The sequence below is a fragment of the Paenibacillus terrisolis genome (genome assembly GCF_056171975.1).
The window spans coordinates 49,771-69,167 of the sequence record NZ_JBKFGG010000010.1; the positions used below are offsets into that span (position 1 = coordinate 49,771).

The 19,397-nt window shown below is 50.3% G+C and carries 19 protein-coding genes and 1 other annotated feature; of the genes, 9 read left to right on the top strand and 10 right to left on the bottom strand.

Annotated elements, in window-relative coordinates:
• Positions 1–8: 8 nt before the first annotated feature.
• Both cyoE and trpS read right to left on the bottom strand, forming a co-directional pair.
• Entirely contained in the window at positions 9–944 is a 936-nt protein-coding gene (cyoE, locus tag ACI48K_RS11890) for a heme o synthase (RefSeq protein WP_475027822.1), read from the bottom strand.
• A gap of 234 nt (positions 945–1,178) precedes the next feature.
• Positions 1,179–2,162 carry a tryptophan--tRNA ligase gene (trpS, locus tag ACI48K_RS11895; RefSeq protein WP_475027823.1) on the bottom strand — a complete coding sequence of 328 codons (984 nt, stop codon included), beginning with the start codon at positions 2,160–2,162 and terminating at the stop codon, positions 1,179–1,181.
• Positions 2,163–2,241: 79 nt separating this feature from the next.
• Positions 2,242–2,515: a binding site (T-box leader), on the bottom strand.
• Positions 2,516–2,651: 136 nt separating this feature from the next.
• Here trpS and ACI48K_RS11900 point away from each other — a divergent pair.
• Positions 2,652–3,626 (top strand): aldose epimerase family protein, encoded by a 975-nt coding sequence (locus ACI48K_RS11900; protein WP_475027824.1) that lies wholly within the window; start codon positions 2,652–2,654, stop codon positions 3,624–3,626.
• A gap of 790 nt (positions 3,627–4,416) precedes the next feature.
• Positions 4,417–4,635 carry a small, acid-soluble spore protein, alpha/beta type gene (locus tag ACI48K_RS11905; RefSeq protein ID WP_475027825.1) on the top strand — a complete coding sequence of 73 codons (219 nt, stop codon included), beginning with the start codon at positions 4,417–4,419 and terminating at the stop codon, positions 4,633–4,635.
• A gap of 77 nt (positions 4,636–4,712) precedes the next feature.
• Here the strand turns inward: ACI48K_RS11905 and ACI48K_RS11910 are convergent, their stop codons facing one another.
• Positions 4,713–5,129, bottom strand: coding sequence for an O-methyltransferase (locus ACI48K_RS11910; RefSeq protein WP_475027826.1), 417 nt, complete (start codon positions 5,127–5,129; stop codon positions 4,713–4,715).
• 300 nt (positions 5,130–5,429) lie between these two features.
• On the bottom strand, positions 5,430–7,232 hold the full coding sequence (locus tag ACI48K_RS11915; protein WP_475027827.1) for a M3 family oligoendopeptidase: 1,803 nt from the start codon (positions 7,230–7,232) through the stop codon (positions 5,430–5,432).
• A gap of 97 nt (positions 7,233–7,329) precedes the next feature.
• Here ACI48K_RS11915 and ACI48K_RS11920 point away from each other — a divergent pair, with 97 nt between their 5' ends.
• Together ACI48K_RS11920 and ACI48K_RS11925 are read left to right on the top strand one after the other, a co-directional pair.
• Positions 7,330–7,503, top strand: a complete 174-nt coding sequence (locus tag ACI48K_RS11920) for a YycC family protein (protein WP_475027828.1) — start codon at positions 7,330–7,332, stop codon at positions 7,501–7,503.
• Positions 7,500–7,730, top strand: a complete 231-nt coding sequence (locus ACI48K_RS11925; protein ID WP_475027829.1) for a hypothetical protein — start codon at positions 7,500–7,502, stop codon at positions 7,728–7,730. The genes ACI48K_RS11920 and ACI48K_RS11925 overlap by 4 nt, the downstream gene beginning before the upstream one ends.
• A gap of 40 nt (positions 7,731–7,770) precedes the next feature.
• Here the strand turns inward: ACI48K_RS11925 and ACI48K_RS11930 are convergent, their stop codons facing one another.
• Together ACI48K_RS11930 and ACI48K_RS11935 are read right to left on the bottom strand one after the other, a co-directional pair.
• The gene (locus tag ACI48K_RS11930) at positions 7,771–8,469 is read right to left on the bottom strand and encodes a DUF2225 domain-containing protein (RefSeq protein WP_475027830.1); all 699 of its coding nucleotides are present in this window, start codon (positions 8,467–8,469) and stop codon (positions 7,771–7,773) included.
• 47 nt (positions 8,470–8,516) lie between these two features.
• Positions 8,517–8,894, bottom strand: a complete 378-nt coding sequence (locus ACI48K_RS11935) for a globin domain-containing protein (RefSeq protein WP_475027831.1) — start codon at positions 8,892–8,894, stop codon at positions 8,517–8,519.
• A gap of 424 nt (positions 8,895–9,318) precedes the next feature.
• Here ACI48K_RS11935 and ylbJ point away from each other — a divergent pair, with 424 nt between their 5' ends.
• The 3 genes from ylbJ (at position 9,319) to ACI48K_RS11950 (ending at position 13,013) form a co-directional block, all read left to right on the top strand.
• Positions 9,319–10,575, top strand: coding sequence for a sporulation integral membrane protein YlbJ (gene ylbJ, locus ACI48K_RS11940; protein WP_475027832.1), 1,257 nt, complete (start codon positions 9,319–9,321; stop codon positions 10,573–10,575).
• A gap of 99 nt (positions 10,576–10,674) precedes the next feature.
• Positions 10,675–11,478, top strand: coding sequence for an NAD kinase (locus ACI48K_RS11945; RefSeq protein ID WP_475027833.1), 804 nt, complete (start codon positions 10,675–10,677; stop codon positions 11,476–11,478).
• 59 nt (positions 11,479–11,537) lie between these two features.
• A complete protein-coding gene (locus tag ACI48K_RS11950) occupies positions 11,538–13,013 on the top strand; it encodes a S41 family peptidase (protein WP_475027834.1) in 1,476 nt (491 codons plus the stop codon).
• Between the two features lie 27 nt (positions 13,014–13,040).
• Here the strand turns inward: ACI48K_RS11950 and ACI48K_RS11955 are convergent, their stop codons facing one another.
• Together ACI48K_RS11955 and lipA are read right to left on the bottom strand one after the other, a co-directional pair.
• Positions 13,041–13,373 carry a YutD family protein gene (locus ACI48K_RS11955; RefSeq protein ID WP_475027835.1) on the bottom strand — a complete coding sequence of 111 codons (333 nt, stop codon included), beginning with the start codon at positions 13,371–13,373 and terminating at the stop codon, positions 13,041–13,043.
• A 21-nt stretch (positions 13,374–13,394) separates the two neighbouring features.
• A complete protein-coding gene (gene lipA, locus ACI48K_RS11960; protein WP_475027836.1) occupies positions 13,395–14,294 on the bottom strand; it encodes a lipoyl synthase in 900 nt (299 codons plus the stop codon).
• Positions 14,295–14,449: 155 nt separating this feature from the next.
• On the opposite strand from lipA, the gene ACI48K_RS11965 reads away from it, so the two are divergent.
• Complete coding sequence (locus ACI48K_RS11965; protein WP_475027837.1) at positions 14,450–15,490, top strand: M23 family metallopeptidase; 1,041 nt, start codon at positions 14,450–14,452, stop codon at positions 15,488–15,490.
• Between the two features lie 69 nt (positions 15,491–15,559).
• Here the strand turns inward: ACI48K_RS11965 and yunB are convergent, their stop codons facing one another.
• Positions 15,560–16,339 carry a sporulation protein YunB gene (gene yunB / locus ACI48K_RS11970; protein ID WP_475027838.1) on the bottom strand — a complete coding sequence of 260 codons (780 nt, stop codon included), beginning with the start codon at positions 16,337–16,339 and terminating at the stop codon, positions 15,560–15,562.
• Between the two features lie 396 nt (positions 16,340–16,735).
• Here yunB and ACI48K_RS11975 point away from each other — a divergent pair, with 396 nt between their 5' ends.
• On the top strand, positions 16,736–17,101 hold the full coding sequence (locus ACI48K_RS11975) for a hypothetical protein (RefSeq protein WP_475027839.1): 366 nt from the start codon (positions 16,736–16,738) through the stop codon (positions 17,099–17,101).
• A 72-nt stretch (positions 17,102–17,173) separates the two neighbouring features.
• Here the strand turns inward: ACI48K_RS11975 and ACI48K_RS11980 are convergent, their stop codons facing one another.
• Positions 17,174–19,327: an alpha-galactosidase gene (locus tag ACI48K_RS11980; RefSeq protein ID WP_475027840.1), complete on the bottom strand. Its 2,154-nt coding sequence runs from the start codon at positions 19,325–19,327 to the stop codon at positions 17,174–17,176.
• Positions 19,328–19,397 lie beyond the last annotated feature (70 nt).

The following is a 19,397-nucleotide window of genomic DNA, read 5'->3' on the forward strand; positions in this document are numbered from 1 at the left end:
GTCCTCCGTTACCATCTTACCGTATCGAGAATGATCACGATCAGGCTGACCGTTAAATAGTTGATCGAAAACAGGAACACTCTTTTGGCCCAAGCGTCGTTATCCTGAGAACGAAAACCTTTGAGCGCCATCAGAAGCCAGGCTGCGGATAAAATTTCGCCGATTACGAGAAACCAGATTCCGGTGTAATGATACATATACATCAGTATCGGAATCGGAAGCAGCAGTCCAAGATAAGGAATCATTTGCAGCTTCGTCCGCGGAATCCCTTTTACCACAGGCAGCAGCGGAAATCCCGCGGCCCGGTATTCTTCCGTGCGCCGGATGCCGAGTGCCCAAAAATGGGGGGGTTGCCACAAAAACAACATTGCAAACAGCATCCAGGCTCCGAGATCAACCTGTCCCGTTACCGCCACATATCCAATTACCGGCGGCATTGCGCCCGAAATCGCGCCGATGGATGTGCTCCATGTCGAGGTGCGTTTCAGCCAAAGCGTATATACCACAACATAAACAAACATGCCTACGATGCCGAACAATCCGGCTAGCAGACCGGAGAACGAAAATAAGACGACCAGCCCGGCGGTTCCCAAAATCACCGCGTACCACAAAACAATGGACGGCGACACCTTTCCGGTCGGAAGCGCGCGGTTTTTCGTCCGCGTCATTTTCATATCCATTTCCCGGTCGAAATAGTTATTAAACACACAGGAAGAGGCCATAATCAGCATCGTTCCCAGCAGCGTCCAAATCAACTTGCCATACTGTAAATCCCAATGCGAAGCAAGCCAGAATCCGGCAAACGCCGCAATCAGATTGGAGCGTAAAATGCCCGGCTTGGTCAGTGCGATAAAATCCCGCCAGGTTGCCGTCTCTCCAGGCGGAGTGGGTCTTACGGACAACGCGGCTTCGGAAGACGTATGATAACTCATTGGTTTATTCACGCGTGATGTTCCTCCTACTTCTTTAGTAGCTGCATATATAAAAAAACATTTATTTAAGTAATAAAACCATCCCTCGCTATTAACTTTATCACATCAAAAGCGATATGTGTTTAACAATCGTTTAATTATCGCTTTGTCATTTTGACAATTCGGTGACATAAGAAAAGACCGCCGGAAAAAATTCCAGTGGTCTTTTACATGACAATATGTGAAAAGCTTGTGTCGCAGGAAAACTTACTTGGCCAAAAAGCCCATCATACGGCTGACTTCCCGCATGGTTTGTTCAGCCATTTCCGCGGCTCTTTCCGCCCCCTGGCGCAAAATGCCGTGAATCTCGCCAGACTCGCGAATCTCGCGGTAACGCTGCTGAATCGGTTCGAGCAATCCGACCACTACTTCCGCCAGATCCTTTTTGAAAGGACCGTACATCTGGCCCTCATACCGCTGCTCGACTTCGGCGATCGCAAGGCCTGAGCATTGGCTGTAAATGGTGATGAGATTGCTGACTTCCGGTTTGTTCGCCGGATCGTATTTCACCTCGCGCCCGGAGTCTGTCGTAGCCCGGCTGATCTTTTTACGAATTTCGGCGGGCGAGTCGAGCAAGGCGATATAACTGCCAGGATTCGGATTGCTTTTGCTCATTTTTTTCGAAGCGTCGTCCAGAGACATGATTCGCGCGCCCACATCCGGAATAAACGGCTCTGGAATCGTGAAATAATCGCCGTAGCGGCTGTTGAATCTGCCCGCCAAATCACGGGTCAGCTCCAAGTGCTGCTTTTGGTCTTCCCCTACCGGCACCAGATCCGCGTTATATAGAAGAATATCGGCGGCCATCAAAGCCGGGTAAACGAACAATCCCGCGCCGACCGATTCTTTTCCCGCGGACTTGTCTTTGAATTGCGTCATCCGCTCCAGCTCCCCCATTGAAGTGAGGGTAGTGAGCAGCCATCCAAGCTGGGCGTGCTGCGGTACATGGGACTGCATGTAAACATTGGCTTTGCCCGGATCAATGCCTGCCGCGACGAACAAAGCCGCCACCGCTTCGGATTGTTCGCTTAGCGCCTTGGGGTCCTGAGGGACGGTGATGGCGTGAAGATCCACGACCATAAAGTTACACGCGTAATCATGCTGCAGAGAAACGAAATTCTTCATGGCACCGATATAATTGCCAAGGGTCAAAGAGCCGCTTGGCTGGATGCCGGAGAGTACCTTTTTCATTTTCTGATCCTCCTATAGATATTATTTCGAAATTATCTTCAACTTTTCCCTCGTATGAACGCAAAAAAGCCCCGCGCCCGCAAGGGACGTGAGACCGTGGTGCCACCCTTATTTACCGAAATCCCTCGCAGGGCAAATAATAGATCACCCTTGGAAAGCTCAGCCTTAAGCGTTCCATAACGGGGAACCATCCGGCCGGCATACTTGTCTGGCGGGATAAGCATGCAGCCATCCCTGACTTTCCGCTCGGCGCTCCGGGGTCCATTCCGCAAAGTTCATCCGCCGGTTCGCATCCACCACCGGCTTTCTGAAGGATCGATTCTCCGCCTACTTGTCCCCATCAACGCGTTCATGTTTATCCAATTGCTGTTATAATCATAAAATGTCCTCAGTTGCTGTGTCAAATCCATTTTTCGTCCACCCAAAAAAGTGTTATGATAAGTTCTAGTTTAAGGATATGAATTATTATGTGGGAAAAGGAGCAACGATATGAAAAAGGTGACCAAAGGGCAATGGAACGGTTACGACACGTACATCTTACATAGCCGCGAACTTGAAGTCACGCTGCTACCCCGCCTTGGAAATAACGTCATTCGCATATGGGACCGTATCCAGCAGCGCGAGGTGCTGCGTCGTCCGGAGGAGAACGAGCTCGATTTCTACCTGCAGAAACCATATCACTTTGGAATTCCGATGTTGATTCCGCCCGGCCGCATTCGCCGCGGGCATTTTATTTATGGAGGCCAAGAATACCAATTTGATCAAAATACGGCTAACGACAATCATATTCACGGGCTGCACCGGACACAAGCCTGGTGTGTCAGCGATATTGAAGAAGACGACGAGGGCTGCGCAATAACTACCGAATTCATAACTTCGGACGATCCCAACTGGATGCGCCAGTATCCTGTGCCGCTTAAACTCGAAATGACGCTCCGGCTTCAAGGAGCTTCTTTGAAACAAACCTTCAAAATTACTCATTTGGGTGAAGCGCCGGCGCCTTTCGGCCTCGGACTTCACACTTGGTTCCAGATTGACGGCGAACCCGGACGCTGGACCCTGCAATTGCCGGTAAGTGAACTGTATTCGGCGGATGCCGAATTGATTCCTACAGGTGAGACGGTTGCGCTTGGCGAATTGGATGCGTTAAATAAAGGAATGAATTTGCAAGGCACGAACTTCGATACCATGTTCAGAATCGGCAACCAACCTGTACAAGCTGTGCTTATGCGCAATGACGGATACGGACTTCGTTATTCGGCCGATCCCGAGTATTTTAAAATCTGGGTTCTTTACTCTAAAGGCGAAGCGGATCAGTTCATGTGCATCGAGCCTTACACTTGGCTCCCGGACGCCCCTAATCAGAAACTGCCCGATGAGTTGACCGGCCTTATCGACCTCCAGCCGAAGCAATCGGTGGAGTTGAACGTAAACCTTGATATTATTTATCCCGCCGGATCTTAGATACGTATACCGAAAAGAGGGTGCCCCAAAAGCCATCATAGATGACGGTTGGGGCACCCTTTAAAATTTATCATAACAACAGAACAGAATAACCCCGCCTGATCGCTCCAAGTAACGGACCAGCTTCGAGGATTTGCATCAGAACAAATATTCTGGTCTGGCCGACGACAAACACCGTATCCCTCCGACACCTAAAATAGCGGTATGGAGTGGCCTTATTTCCACTGGAGAGGCTACATTCTGAATGGATAGGGCCGTTTTATGGCCTTATTTCTGCAGAAGAATTCCTTTTCCCTTCAGTTTTGGAGCGTTTACCGAAAATAGGGCCATTTTGTACCGCTATTCTCAGGAAATTATGGTTTCGGAGTGAAATAAGGCCATTCTATACCGCTATTCGAGAAATCGCCATTGATTGTTGATTCCAGGCCAGGACGCTCAGCAAAAGCAAAGGTTGCCGGGCCCGAAATCAGCTGCGCACGAACAGTTCATCCTCGTGTTGAACTCACTCCGGCTGACCGGACTATCACAAGGCAGGCGACGCCCGGACCTGCGCGCCGCGCGTCAAGGGCAACCGATGCTTACGGCGTTTTCGCCCTCGTAACTTTTCACTTTTGATTCCTTTTTCAGTTTAGTAAGCGGTTCGCCAATTGACCCAAATTACTTTTGGGACGCCCTCTTCTTTTAGTCTTTTTATTGAAATAATTACCACCGCGGTATCTTCAAGTCTACCCGCATATTTTGCTCCCTAGAAACCATACTAACATCACAAAGGCCAAAGGAGGTGACAAACATGGCAGGAAGCCGTTCTAACAACCTCGTTGTTCCTCAAGCTACCGCAGCGCTGCAACAAATGAAAGTTGAAGCAGCTCAAGAATTGGGCGTGCAAATTCCGCAAGACGGTTATTATGGGAACTATACTTCCCGTGAAACCGGCTCCCTTGGGGGGTACATTACCAAACGTCTGGTTCAAATGGCGGAGCAGCAATTGTCGGGTCGTTCGCACCTGTAATTTGACTCTCCTATTCACTCTATAGGAAAACAGGCGGTCTGCTTAACGCAGATCGCCTGTTTCCGATTTATAATCTTTTATGAAGGCATATCTGCATTGTATGTATGGGCCGTATCCTTTCTCGGATATCGCTGAATCAATAAATTCGCCATATTATAATTGGATTCCATAATTGCATCGACGATAATTGTATCCTGACGAACGGCAAATTCGTAGCTAATCTCGCCGTGAGTCCAATACCGTTTAAATTTTAACGCTTCGAGGGCCATGATCCGAAAGGAATGCATTTGTTCGAAAGTAAGGCCTGTTTCCACTTCGCTCAGATGACCATTACGCCCGGGGATCGGATTATGGCGGATCCCAAATTTCCCGATAACGTTATTGCGAATTTGGATAAACATCGTTCCTGATGACAATCCGGCGAGTTCAACTTCCAATTCCTTGAATACCATGTCCACTTGTCTGGCCAGTGAGATTTGATCTGTTTTCAGCATATTCAGCCTCCCTTCTCCGTAATTCCCTATTTTTTAGGAGCTTTATTTTCACTGTGTCTTTAACGTATAGGGCTTATGTCTCATTATATGCCAACCTCATATAACGATCAACAATATGAAACAAAAATGGTTATTTTTTACTATGTATAATAATGACTATTTACCCTTAACATTCCATAATTCAACAGTGTTCTCGGTATTTCGACATAAATATCTCGCGTTATGCGTTTCATACTTTCAGCTAAATTTCAAAAAAGAAAAACAGGCCCGGAATCGGACCTGTTCGATGACGCAATTTTCTTACTTGGTTAGTTCAAGGAACAATTCTACATCGGCTACGGACAACGACAACGCTTCGCGCCAGAAATCCGGCTTCGTCAAATCCGCTCCAAGATGTTTAGCCGCAAGCTCTTCCACGGTCATTCGTCCCGTGTCCCGCAGCAGAGCGTCGTATCTTTCGGCGAAACCTTCGCCTTCCCGCTGGGCAAGTGCGTAAATACCCGTGCTGAACATGTAGCCAAAGGTGTACGGGAAGTTGTAAAAAGGGACATCCGTAAGATAGAAATGCATTTTGGATGCCCAAAAATGCGGGTGATAATTGCCCAGAGCGCCTTGGAAAGCCTCCTTCTGGGCTTCTTCCATCAGCGACGACAGTTCCGCCGCATCCAGGAGTCCCGCTTTCCGTTTTTCGTAGAAACGGGTTTCAAACAGAAAGCGCGCATGAATGTTCATATAAAAGGCGATGGCGCTTTGAATTTTATCAGCGAGCAGCAGAATTTTCTCGGCTTCGTTCGGCGCCTGTTTCACAAGCGCATCGGACACGATCATTTCAGCAAAGGTCGAGGCGGTCTCCGCCACATTCATCGCGTAATCCTGATTAAAGATCGGAAGCTCATCCATCAAATACTGATGGTAACCGTGACCGAGCTCGTGCGCCAGCGTCGATACGTTGGAAACGGTTCCCCCGAATGTCATGAAAATCCGCGTTTGCCGGCTTACCGGAAGCGAGGTGCAGAATCCTCCCGGACGTTTGCCAGGCCGGTCTTCCGCTTCGATCCAGCTCTTCTCGAATGCCTGAGCCGCAAACTCGGACAGCTTGGGGCTAAAGCCATGGAATAGCTTCACGATATCCTTGGCCGCTTGTTCGTAGGTGATTTTGCCGGAGGCCTGACCCAGCGGGGAATCAACGTCGCTCCAATTCAGGCGTTCCACGCCGAGCAGCTTGGCTTTCCGTTCAAGATAAGCCGCAAATACCGGCTTGCTCTCTTCGACGACCTTCCACATGCTATCCAGCGTCTCTCTCGACATCCGGTTAATCGCAAGCGGCTCCTTTAGGGCATTCTCCCAGCCGCGTTTTTCATACAGCTTCAGACGGAATCCAGCGAGCCGATTCAGGGTATCGGCACAGTAATCGGCAGCTTCCCCCCAAGCTTCTTCCCATTTCTGAAACGCCTCGTCCCGGACGCGACGATCCGGATCATCCAGTTTATTGGCCGTTTGGCCGGCGGAAAGCAGAACTTCCTTTCCTTGCTCGTCTTCAAACGGAATCGCGATATGGGATACGACGGTGTCATAATGCTGGCCCCAGCCGTGATAGCCGTCAACGGCCAGATCGGAGGCCAAACTTTCCAATTCGGGAGACAATTTCTCCTTGGCGTCGCTCCGCTTCTCACTCAGCACAAAAGAAATCGGCGCAATTTCTTCGCGTACCATCCATTGGGACCATATCTTATCGTCCGTATTACGCAGCACGCTTAGAAAGTGAGTCATTGCATTATTAAAGGCCGCCCGCAAGGAAGTCACTTTCGCAGCAAGCTGAACGGCTTTTTTGTCATGCTGATCCTGTGCGGTTAAACATCCCACGAAGCTGTCAGCCTCCGTGATTTTGGCGGAGTAGCTCTGCAACCGGGCAATCAATCCGTCGAAAGAAGCAGTCTCCTCTACGGTTGCAGGAGCCTGCTTGTCTTTGATTACCGCATGGGAATCGGCAATATCCCGTTCAAGTACGGCGAGAAAGTCTCGAAATGCATCCGATGATGAACCTCCGGGAAAAATAGATTCAAGTTCCCAGGTCGGCCGAATCGGACCTGTCAATTGCGTCATAAAGATTCATCCTTTCTTTTAACGTATTGTTGATGCCACAGGCGATTAGAGTGTATAACTATGATATAACGCCAGTCTTACAGGAGGGAAATCATAAATGAAACCACTGCAAATTTCGCCGGAAACCGCCGTTAAATTAGCCGAGAAGTTACATGTCCCCATTGAACATCTCATGCATATGCCGCAGCATATCTTGCTTCAAAAAATCGCGGAGCTTGCCAAAGAAGAAGCTCCCGGCAAACCGCCGGAAGATCCAGAGCAGTCCTCATGATTCCTTTTAACCAGTCGCTCCCCTATGATGTAATCATGGGAGACATTTATGTACAGGAATGTCCTTTTTGCGGAGCGGGAAATATCCTGCTCCCGCTGAAGCTTAGAGACCTCGTCAGAATCCGGGAAGGCAAAAAAAGACTCCTTGTCTTCCCTTGCTGCGGCAATAAAGTTCATGTGCTGGACAACGACAGCGATTACTTGCTGACCGACACGGTCATCCGCTGATCAAGCACACTTCATCAAGGAGGGGGAGCCCCCCTCCATTTTAGCTTTGCATTTCCTCCGGCAGCTCGTGCCCTCCGCTCAGCATTTCTTCGCGCAGCAGCGCCCACTGTTCTCTGGATGCCCGAATCATCGCCGCATCGATAATTCTTTTGTCATTAATGACGCGGGAAAACCATTTAACCGCATCGTTGTAATCTCCAACCCGCCGGCTCAGCTCTCCGATCAAATACATCAGCTTGGCATCGCTGCTTCCCACACCCTCCGTTTCATAAACTCGAATGTAGGATTCCAATGAATATCGGAGAAAGCGCTGTTCTTGTTCCCGGTTCTCTTTGTACCGGTATAGCCAGGCGATATGATGAAGCAAGCTGGCAATGATGCGCTCTTTCTCGCCGATCGTCTGCGCGCAGAGCAGCGCCAGCTTATAGGTCTCCAGCGCTTGTTCCCACTCCCGGTGGCCGCCGTAATCATGCTCTTGAAAGCGGCTGCCGATTTGCGTCTGAAACTGGGATTTCTGGCGTTCCGTCAAGCGGTCGTTTGAATTTTCCGTTGAGGCAAACCCGCACGCAGGGCATACGCGCACAACATAATAGTCGGGATTTTCATTCTGATAATACCCGCAGAAATCCGTATCCGTCCGCACGGCCCGCTTGAAGCTGGGGCGGACGCGCGAAGTGGCAAACTCTTTTTGGCAATGAACGCAAGTCAATTTGATTTTGTAAAGAGGTTCGAGTTCCAATTCTCCTACTTCCTTTCCAGAGTCCGTACGAAGCGGATCGCTGTTGTCTAGGGTGTGTTCACGAAATGAAAGGCCGGACCGGATAAACGCTGAAGTGCTAAATCCTGAAGCGGCTCGTCAATGCCGATGTCCTCAAGTGCGCTCTTCATGCAGGCAAGCCATGCTTCAGCCCGCTGTCGGGTGACCGGAAAATGCATGTGCCGCGCCCGCATCATCGGATGACCAAATTGATCCGAATACAAGGAAGGCCCGCCGAAAAACTGCGTCAAGAACAGGTATTGCTTCTCCATGACCGGGTGAATGTCCTCGGGAAACAGCGGTCCGAGAAGCGGGTCGCACTGAACCTTCGGATAAAAAGCTTCCACCAGCCGGCGAATCGAATCGCCGCCGCCCAAAAGCTCATAAAGGCTTTGATTCGGGTCCATAAGCTACCGCCAACTTTCCAACTGATTTTCATACCCTCGTATAGATTTTTTTACTTTCTACATTATAGCAAAAAAAAATAAAAGCTCCTACCGGAGCTTCTACGTGTGGATATTAAACTAGTAGCTGCGCCAATCCTCTTCATTCGAATGGACGAGAGAGGCGCGAATGACGTAAACAAAGGCGCATACGAGAACACCAGCAACAAAACTCATTATCATCACTCCATCCGTCAAGATTAATTTGTGAAGTCAATGATCCGGCTATTGTCCAATAGTGGCTATATTCAGGCATGATCTTATGGAATCATTTTATCATAGAACCGGGAAAAAATCAGCCTGCCCTGGAATCGCTTACGCATATTTTTTGTGATGTTAGTCCTACAAAACACATACACTTCACTATGACCATTGTGGAGGTAGTCCCATGCACACGATATTGATGAGGCGGTTGACCGCTCCGCTTCTGCTTCTGACCGGTCTGCTCTTGGGCGTGCTGATGCTTTCTTATCCCGGCTCCGTCTGGGAAGCCGGTCTGCGGGGGTTGGCCATTTGGTGGGACGTGCTCTTTCCGTCCCTGTTTCCGTTTTTTGTGATTTCCGAAGTCATGCTTGGCTTCGGCATCGTGCACTTCATCGGAAAACTGCTGGATCCGCTGATGAGACCGCTATTTCGCATTCCGGGCAGCGGAGGTTTTGTGGCGGCCATGAGCTTTGCGTCCGGCTACCCGGTCAGCGCCAAGCTGACGGTCAAGCTTAGGGAGCAACAGCTCGTCACCCGGGAGGAAGGAGAGCGGCTGGTTGCGTTTACAACTTCCTCGGACCCGATTTTCCTGATCGGAGCCGTATCGGTCGGGTTCTTCGGCAATTCCAAACTGGCTGGGGCACTGGCGCTCGCTCATTACGGAGGCGCGGTGCTAATCGGCTTTCTGATGAGGTTCTATAGCCCAAAGAGCGAACAAACGGACCGCTTGGAGCAGTTCGCTTCGGACAATGCAAATTCAAGATCCAAATCAAAACGTTCCGGGCTCCGTTCAGCGCTTAAGGCCATGCATGAAGCTCGGATGCAGGACGGCCGCGGACTCGGAGAACTGCTCCGCCAAGCGGTCTTCTCTTCTCTGCAGCTTATGACCGTTGTGGGCGGGCTCGTCGTATTTTTCTCCGTCGTACTTGAGGTATTGACCACGTCGGGGTTCATGAATTCTCTATACTACGGCGTACGGCATATGCTCCCGGCTTTAGGCTTGCCGGCAGGCCTTGCGGAGCCCTTGGTCGGCGGACTGTTTGAAGTGACGCTTGGAGCCAAGGCCGCCGCCGCACCCGCCGGGATCCCGCTGATGTATAAAGCCGCTGCCGCCGCCTTCATCCTGTCCTGGGGCGGACTGTCTGTCCATGCCCAGGTCGCCAGCATCATGAACGGAGCAGGCCTGCGCTACGCTCCTTTTCTGGTTGCCCGCTTCCTGCATGGTCTGCTCTCCGCCGGATTGTTGCTGCTGCTTTGGAAGCCGCTCATGGGTTCGCTTTCCGCATGGACGCCGGCGTCTACAGCCAAAGGGGCGGAATTCCCCGGCTGGTACGGGGCCCCCGGTGCGTTTCGCATATTTTTGTTGATGGTCTCATTACTGCTTATTTTGTCAATCCTCTCAAGAATCATTCAACGGATCTTTTCAAACCGGGACGAATAAAGCTATTCGCGAATCGTGAAAATGAAACATTGTGTTATGCCTACGAATTGATTATGATCATAATGAGATTTTCAACCTCTATATAAGGAGTCTGTCATCTTGAGATACTACGTTCTTAACCGTGGGGATCAGTTATCCGTCGATTTAAGCGAGACCTTTCATCATCTGGCGGCCAAGCAGGGACTTACGCTTGACGCGGAAGCTCCGGACATCGTCGTTTCGATCGGAGGAGACGGTACGATGCTCCACGCCTTTCATACCTTTTTCGACCGGGTCCCATCCATTGCTTTTGTCGGGGTTCATACGGGACACTTAGGCTTTTATGCGGACTGGAAGTCCGACGAGATCCCGGAGCTCGTAAACATGATGGGGCGCCACGCGGAACCCGGTCTGCTAAAACCACGCATTGTGCAATATCCGCTCATCGAGCTGGAGATCCGCAAAAAGTCGGGAACCGCCTCCTTTATTTGTTTGAATGAATCTACTATAAAAAGCGTAGACGGCACCGTTGTGGCTCAGGTAGACATCAACGACCAGATGTTCGAAATGTTCCGCGGTGACGGGATTTGCATTTCCACCCCGTCCGGGAGTACGGCTTACAATAAAAGCTTAGGCGGGGCGTTGATCCATCCAACCATCGATGCACTGCAAATTTCCGAAATCGCCTCGATCAATAATCGGGTATTCCGTACGATGGGTTCTTCGCTTGTCCTGCCAAGCCATCATCATTGCGACATATACTCTCGCAAGGAACAAAACCTGCTGCTTACGATCGATCATATCAATTTGCCCATCGACGATTTGATATCCGTACGCTGTCAAGTAGCCGCCCAAAAAATCAGTTTCGTGCGTTACCGGCCTTTCCCGTTCTGGAACCGGGTGAGGAACGCCTTCTTGGAATAGGCAGGGGGAGCCTTCCGGAAGGCAGAAAATGAAATACATAGAAAAGGAAGTCAATGATTATGATCCTAAAACGATTGCGCAAGACCGCCATCATACCTCTTCTGATTATGTCCTTGCTCTTATTGCCGGAAGCGGCAGGAGCCGAATCCGCCGTGACCACGATCAACATCGGGACAAGCGATGCCGCCGCCCAGGACTCCGATCTGTCCGTACTCCAGGAAGTGCTCGATTATTTAGATGCTTATAACATTGAAGGAGTGGACCGGCAGGAATTTATCGATAACGCGGTAAGGGGAATGGTCTACACGCTCGACGATCCTTACAGCGACTATTTCACCGAAGCAGATATGCAGGACTTCGAAGATCAATTGAACCAGGAGTTTGTGGGGATCGGCGTGACGCTCCGCTTCCATGACGGAAAGCTGTATATCACGGATGTGTTAAACGACTCTCCCGCCAAATCCGCCGGTCTTCTCCAAGGAGACATTATCACGAGAGTGAACGGACAAGCCGTCAAGAGTATGGACGATATCGATTTGATCACGGGGGAAGAAAATACGCAAGTGCTGATCACGGTCAACCGTAACGGCAAGGATAAGGTTTATCCGATCATCCGAAAGACTTTCTCGCTTCCTTCTGTAACGGGCACCGTCATTCCGTCGACCAAAATCGGATATATTTCGATTTCATCTTTTTCCGAAACGTCCGATACCGAGTTTGCCGATAAGCTCGATTCACTGCGCAAGCAAGGCATCGGTGCGCTGGTGCTGGATCTTCGGGACAATCTGGGCGGTTACGTTCAGGCCGCAGCCAATATCGCCTCGCATTTCATGAAAAACGGAGTGCTGATGTACACCGCGGACCAAAGCGGCACATTGGAGCCGGTCAACATCACGGATGGGGAAGATATCGGAATGCCCGTCGTCGTACTCACGAACGAAATGACGGCGAGCGCATCTGAAATATTAACCGGAGCTTTGCGAGACAATGGCATCGCGACTGTTGTTGGAACGCAAACCTACGGAAAAGCACGCATACAAAACGTCTTTTCGTTGTCGAACGGCAGCTCGTTGAAACTGACCGTGGAGCGTTACCTGACGCCAAACAAGGAGGATTTCAATCATATCGGCTTGAAACCGAACATTGAAGTCAAAAACAATCCCGCAGCTCAGCTTATCACAGGTCTGTATAAAGCGGGCATGCGTAGAATCGATCTCGCCGGGAGCGCTTCGTCGCTTACGGTAAACGGCTACGCATTCCCGGGTTACATCGACACGCTCCAAAACGGCGGCAAGATTTATGCGCCTTCGCGGATTCTGGCGTCCCTTATTCAGGGTAATGTCGCTTGGACCGGAAGCATTCAAAAGCTTACCGTAACCGATCAGAATGGACATCAGACCGGTTTTACCGTCGATTCGAAGAGCGTGAAATTCGTTGACGGCGAAGCTTATATCGAACTGCATGATTTCCAGAAGAAATTCCCGGCACTGGCATGGAGCTATCAACAAGGCTTACTGAAATTATCTCTAAAATAATTAGCGGCAAAAAAAACGGTTCCCGAGCTACTCGGGAACCGTTTCTGTATCTTCCGTATGATTTTTGCCGGAGTTGTGCTTCTGACTGTCCTTCGTTTTTTGAAGCACGAAATAAGCGCAGCCGAAATTGCAGTATTCGTTAATATAATCCGTAATGCCGGAATACGCCGTATCACGGTTGGCTTTAGGGTGATTGTCTCTGAGGAATCCCTTAAGCCGCAGCTTCTCGTAGCCCCAATCGCCGATAATGTAATCATACCGGTCGAGCACTTCGCTGTATCTTTGTTTGAACGCCTCGGAATCCCAGGCATCCCGGTAATTTTGAATAAGTTCGTAGGTTCTTCCGCCGATTTGAATCAAAAGCACCTCCTCCTTTCATGCTCAAGAAGACGCGGATACGCCTTCTTTATGGTTATGAGCCGATTTTACCTGTTCATGGGCATGATACGAGCTGCGGACAAGCGGCCCGGACTCCACATGGCTGAATCCGCGATTCATACCTTCCTTTTTCAATTCCGCAAACTGTTCCGGTGTATAGTATTTCTCAACTCTCAGGTGTTTAGGCGACGGCTGCAAATATTGCCCGATCGTCAAAATATCGCAGTCCGCGGCTCGCAAATCGTCCATCGCCTGCAGAATTTCATCCCATTCTTCCCCAACGCCAAGCATGATGCTGGACTTCGTTGGAATTTCCGGCTGCATGGCCTTGGCCCGTTTCAGCAATTCCAGGGAGCGGCGGTATTTGGCCTTAGCCCGTACATGATCGGACATCCGTTCCACCGTTTCAATATTATGATTCAGGATATCCGGCTTGGCATCCATAACTATGTTCAGCGAAGCCTCATCCCCCATAAAATCGGGAATCAGCACCTCTACGCTGCAGAACGGCAAACGGGCTCGGATCGCTTTGATCGTCGCGGCGAATATCGAGGCTCCTCCATCCTTCAGATCGTCACGCGCTACGCTGGTTACAACGCAATGACGCAAATTCATTTTTTCCGCGGCTTCGGCCACGCGTTCAGGCTCCTGTAAATCAAGCTCGGTCGGAAGGCCGGTATTCACAGCGCAAAAACGGCAAGCCCGCGTGCAGATATCTCCCAAAATCATAAAAGTTGCGGTCCGGTTAGTCCAGCATTCATATATATTCGGACAGTGCGCTTCTTCGCACACCGTGTGCAGCGTTTTGGAACGCATCATCTTCTTGATGTCCTGATAATTATCGCCATTTGTTAGCTTGATACGAATCCAATCGGGTTTTGGCTCTTTGGCAAGTTTAGACACTCCAGTATACCTTCCTTCATATGGAATAAGCGGTAGTGACATTTATTATACCATAGATTCCTAACGGGAAAACCTACACCTTCAAATGGAATAAAAACACAGCTTTTGCTCCACCCTAAAGGACGTTAACTCAAACCGAAGGAGGAAATCTTACATTGAGGTCTTCTTTGCAGATTGGCGGCAAAATCTTTAGCTGCTTTATATGCAGCGTCATTCTAACATCGCTGTGGACGATTCCGGGCCTGGGAGCCGCTTTCGCCGAAGCGCCCGGAAAGTCCCAACCGAACGCGGACAAAAACGTATATGATCAGCGCCGCAGCTTGTACGAGGAAATCAGCGTCATGACACAAATTCCGTGGTATTGGCTTGCTGCCGTAGACCAATATGAACGTACGATTGCTCCCAGGTCGGCCAAAGAGGAGGAGCACCGGCTGACGGGATTTCGCTTTAAGGAAGTTTTTTGGGCGGGAGCGCTCAATCCCAATCCGGCGGACAAAGACCCGGCCACCATCGGTTTGTTTGGAGGTATCGGTAAAGACGCAACCTCGGATGGAGCGGCCGATCCTAAAAACGATAGGGACGCCTTGTATACCATAGCCTCATATTTGCACGATTTTGGTTATAAAGACGAAGACTTCCGCATCGCTCTTTGGAGGTATTACCAAAGCGATTCGGCCGTGGAACGCATCCGGCAGTTCGTCAAGCTATATACGGCATTCAATCGCCTGGATCTGTCGAAGAGCGCCTTCCCGCTTCCCGTCCGCAGCACTTACACGTACCGGGACACCTGGGGCGACCGTCGGGGCTGGGGCGGACTTCGGATTCATGAAGGAACGGATCTGTTCGCGCCGATGGGCGTGACCGTCCGAAGCGTTTGCTACGGCGTCGTCGAGACCAAAGGCTGGAATCCCTATGGAGGTTGGAGAATGGGAATCCGCGATGTTCTGGGCCGGTATCACTACTATGCGCATTTGCAGGGATATGAGAAAGGCATCGAAGTGGGGCAGATTGTGGAGCCGGGACAGACGATAGGCTGGGTCGGAAGCAGCGGGTATGGCCCTCCTGGTACCTCCGGCAAATTCCCTCCTCATCTGCATTACGGGATATACCGGGATACCGGCAGCACGGAGTGGGCTTTTGACCCCTATCCGCTTTTGAAAAAATGGGAACGGGCCGAACGGAATGAAAAAAAATAAAAGGCGCCGTTTCGAAAACGCGCCTTTTATTAATGCCAAATGCCTACCTATAAGGATCATCCGTCAGCCTTAGGGAGAAGCACCGTTGTTTTGCTCCTGATCGATTGATTCTTCCGGTATTTCTAACGGATCCGAAGGAAGCTGTATTCCGGAATCGGACGCGGTTCCCTGATCATCAGAGGAAGAATTGCCGGGGAGTCCGGGAATCGCGATATTCGGAGCGCTCGGCTGGCTTCCACCGACCGGATTGCCTTTGCCGTCATAGTAATACATCGGAACATCGCCGACGACAAGCAAGTAAGACACGGGAATTTCCGTCTCTACGGATTGAGCCTGCATATCAAACGGAACCACGACGGAAAGTTCGGTTTTGACCCTCAGGAACACCTCGACGAGGATCATGTTAATCCCGGCGTCCTGCCTGCGCGTATTCAGGTCTACTTTAACATCGCCCTTCGGTTCGATCTTGATGGGAACGCTGGGTCCAAATGAGGCCAGAATCGGACTGCCAAGCGCCTGGCCAAGCGGGATGTGCTCCGACAATCTCGACACCTCATCCAACGTTTTGCGCACCGTTTGGATGGTATCCGACGTCACCCGCATATGCGCCGAATAATTGAGCATAAATCCGGTAATTTTACCGGATGCATCGGTTTTCCAATCGATCAGGTCTCCTACCTGATTCTGGTTCGATACTTGTGCCGCAATCGCGTCATTGATGGATTCCGTGGCGATTTGCTTGACCCTGACCTGGGCCAAATGCATGATCGGCTCCCGCATGTGGCGTTCCACATATTGAAAAAATTGCAAAAATCCAAACAAAGCGATGACCAGTATAAATATCCACATTTTCCGCCGGCTTCTTGGCCTTCTTCTCCGGCTCCGCCACCCGCGTCGTATGCGCATTGCTTTAGCCCCCTTGCAGCGGTCAAACTACTATACAAGTTATGCGGGCCGCGGACAAAAAAGAAGGACCAGCCGGAGGCCGGCATCATTTGGCGGTTAAATTGCCCAAACGGCCGGGACTATTCTACCGTTTTATAAATTGTCACAATTTATGATAAAATTCCTAAATCATGAAATTACCTTAGATTAAAGCAATTATTACCATAAATAAATGACTGGATTTGAAATAATATAGTACTTTTGTCCCGGTAAGTTCCTTTTCTCCATATGATTTTGCCCCAAATGATGCTATCATTAAAATAAATTCATTTTATTGTATTTTTACAAGGGGACCGCACCATGTGTAACTATAAAATTTTGTATAAAGTGACTGGAGAGTTGCAAAAGGACCGTTTGGAATTCACGGTGTCTCCATGGAAGCTTTTGATCGAAACCTCAAGGTACTACGAGATTAAACCCAACAGCGGAGCGGTCAAAAGACTTTACAAAGAGAAGCTCAACGTGACCACCACAGAAACGAAGTCGTATGCTAACGGTACTTTATCGGTATCCGCCTTTTGTTCGGAAGAAAGCATCGAAGAAATTCAAAATGTGATTGTAGAACAGTTGCAAAACAACATCATAGAGTATATGAATGATCTTCAGCTTAATCAAAAAGCAATTCGTTATCTGGCTACAGATACAAAAGCAGGAGAAATTTCCTGATCCTCAAAAAAAGCGGCGCCTCCTTCAAAGGAGCGCCGCTTTTTTGCGGCTGGCTCACGGACACAAATATCCTTATTTCACCGCAACAAGTTTTACTAGTAAGCTGGCATAATCACCTTTTTGCGTCGGGACTGTCCAGCCAAGATTCATGAATCGGTCTCCCGTCAGAACCGTATCCGCTCCTTCGATCCGGTACGACCGGTTCGGGTCCAGACCCTTGAGCTTCAACGTAAGATCTGCGACATTTGTCTCAGCCAGCACCTTGCTGTAGAACACAAGCGCCTCGCTCAGATCCTCCGAAACGAACATCCACGCGGCCTCCTGGCCCTCAAACGGACTCATTAGCCGGTAAAAGTCGCCCTTCTGCACGAGCAAACGGTTTTCTTTGTACTGCTGAACCTGCAATTTGACAAGCTCTTTCTCCTCATCGGTAAAGCGGGTTAAATCCAGCTCGTAACCGAAATTGCCCGACATCGCAACGTCGCCTCTGGTTTTCAGCGGCGTCATACGGCCAACCTGGTGATTCGGTATTGCGGAAACATGCGATCCCATCGTGCTGACCGGGTACACCATGCTTGTGCCGTATTGAATCTTGAGGCGTTCAACCGCATCTGTATCATCACTGGTCCAAGTCTGCGGCATATAATACAGCATTCCCGGATCAAAACGTCCCCCGCCGCTGGCGCAGCTTTCGAACAAAATGTGCGGGAACCGATGGATAAAGCGTTCAAGAAGCTCATAGAGCCCCAGGATATGCCGGTGCGCGGTCTCCGACTGGCGCCCTGCCGGCGCCGCCGCGGAGCCGATTTCCGTCAAATTGCGGTTCATATCCCATTTGATATAGGAGATCGGAGCGCTTTCGAAAACGCCGCTCAACTTATCAAAGATATAATCGCGCACTTCCGCCCTGGAATAGTCGAGGACAAGCTGCCATCTGGCTTCGGTTCTGCGGCGCCCATCCACGTGAATGCACCAATCCGGATGCTCGCGATACAAATCGCTGTCCGGGGAAATCATTTCCGGCTCCACCCATAGACCGAATTTCAAGCCATGGGCATTGACCCGATTGGCCAGATCGGTAATTCCGCCGGGCAGTTTGCGGAAATCGGGCGTCCAGTCTCCAAGCGAGGATCTGTCGTTGTCCCTTTTGCCAAACCAGCCGTCGTCCAGCACCAGCAGTTCAATGCCAAGCTCCGCACCCGATTTGGCGATTGCTTCGATTTTATCCGCATCGAAGTCAAAGTATGTCGCTTCCCAATTGTTGACGAGAATCGGACGTTCCAGATCCCGGTGAGCGCCGCGGCATAGCCGGGTGCGATATAGCCGGTGATACGTTCGCGACATCGCGCCGAATCCCTGCGCAGAATAAACCATGACCGTTTCCGGCGTTTGGAAGGTTTGTCCTTGATCAAGCACCCATGCAAAATCAAACGGATTCAGCCCGATCGAGACACGTGTGGTTTTATATGGATCCACCTCGGCGGTAGCGAGGAAGTTTCCGCTATAGACCAAGCTGAAGCCGTAAACCTCGCCTTGATCCTCATCCGTTCCTTTTGCGGCTACAGCGATAAACGGATTCAGCGGATGCCCGCTCGCCCCTCTGCGGCTTTCGATCGTTGTCCCGCCGGGGCCAAGCGGCCGGCGCTGAATGTGAGTTTCCCGTCCCCAGGCGCCGGCGAGATACAACGCGTCGTACCCGGCTTGCGGCAAATCCACACTGGCGCTGAGCGCGCGAAGCAGCGTGAGAGACTGTGAGCCTTGATTTTCAAAACGGACAGATCTGGCTACGGCGTCGAATCGATCAAACACACTGTAGCTTAATTTAACCGCCAGCCCCGAGTAGTCGTCCCGCAGTTCCAATTCAAGCGTTTCCGCTTCCGCTTCGTTCTCCGCATATACGCCCGGTAGCCCTTCAAGCTGCGGTTTGCCTTTGATGATCCGATACCCCCGATATGTGAGCTCGGTAATTCGGCTCCCGTCCTCAAGTCTTGTTTGGTACGCCGGACTGCGAAAATCGCCTGTGCCGTATTGCGGATATTCCTGAGGCAGATGTTCGAGAGATATTCTGCCCGCCAAGTTGATGTAGCTTTCCGGATGATCCTCGAAGCTGATTTTTTTGCCCCAATAGGCATGTGCCGGATAGCCGTTCACAATTTGAATAATATAACTTGAATCTTTGGCTTGCAAATGGAAAATACCTTGATCTTCATAAACGCGGATAGTCATGGAATAAACATGCTCCTTTCAAACGCTGCGCTAAGAGTATTATGTGTATTTGCCTTCATCTTACTTTCCC

What these genes read in the sequence shown, in the direction of transcription:
- ACI48K_RS11915 (WP_475027827.1), bottom strand. Translation starts at nt 7,232, where the DNA reads ATGACGCAATTGACAGGTCCGATTCGGCCGACCTGGGAACTTGAATCT.
- ACI48K_RS11980 (WP_475027840.1), bottom strand. Translation starts at nt 19,327, where the DNA reads ATGACTATCCGCGTTTATGAAGATCAAGGTATTTTCCATTTGCAAGCC.
- ACI48K_RS11910 (WP_475027826.1), bottom strand. Translation starts at nt 5,129, where the DNA reads ATGCTGAAAACAGATCAAATCTCACTGGCCAGACAAGTGGACATGGTA.
- trpS (WP_475027823.1), bottom strand. Translation starts at nt 2,162, where the DNA reads ATGAAAAAGGTACTCTCCGGCATCCAGCCAAGCGGCTCTTTGACCCTT.
- ACI48K_RS11925 (WP_475027829.1), top strand. Translation starts at nt 7,500, where the DNA reads ATGATTCCTTTTAACCAGTCGCTCCCCTATGATGTAATCATGGGAGAC.
- ACI48K_RS11975 (WP_475027839.1), top strand. Translation starts at nt 16,736, where the DNA reads ATGTGTAACTATAAAATTTTGTATAAAGTGACTGGAGAGTTGCAAAAG.
- ACI48K_RS11900 (WP_475027824.1), top strand. Translation starts at nt 2,652, where the DNA reads ATGAAAAAGGTGACCAAAGGGCAATGGAACGGTTACGACACGTACATC.
- ACI48K_RS11920 (WP_475027828.1), top strand. Translation starts at nt 7,330, where the DNA reads ATGAAACCACTGCAAATTTCGCCGGAAACCGCCGTTAAATTAGCCGAG.
- ACI48K_RS11905 (WP_475027825.1), top strand. Translation starts at nt 4,417, where the DNA reads ATGGCAGGAAGCCGTTCTAACAACCTCGTTGTTCCTCAAGCTACCGCA.
- ylbJ (WP_475027832.1), top strand. Translation starts at nt 9,319, where the DNA reads ATGCACACGATATTGATGAGGCGGTTGACCGCTCCGCTTCTGCTTCTG.
- yunB (WP_475027838.1), bottom strand. Translation starts at nt 16,339, where the DNA reads ATGTGGATATTTATACTGGTCATCGCTTTGTTTGGATTTTTGCAATTT.
- ACI48K_RS11950 (WP_475027834.1), top strand. Translation starts at nt 11,538, where the DNA reads ATGATCCTAAAACGATTGCGCAAGACCGCCATCATACCTCTTCTGATT.
- ACI48K_RS11935 (WP_475027831.1), bottom strand. Translation starts at nt 8,894, where the DNA reads ATGGACCCGAATCAAAGCCTTTATGAGCTTTTGGGCGGCGGCGATTCG.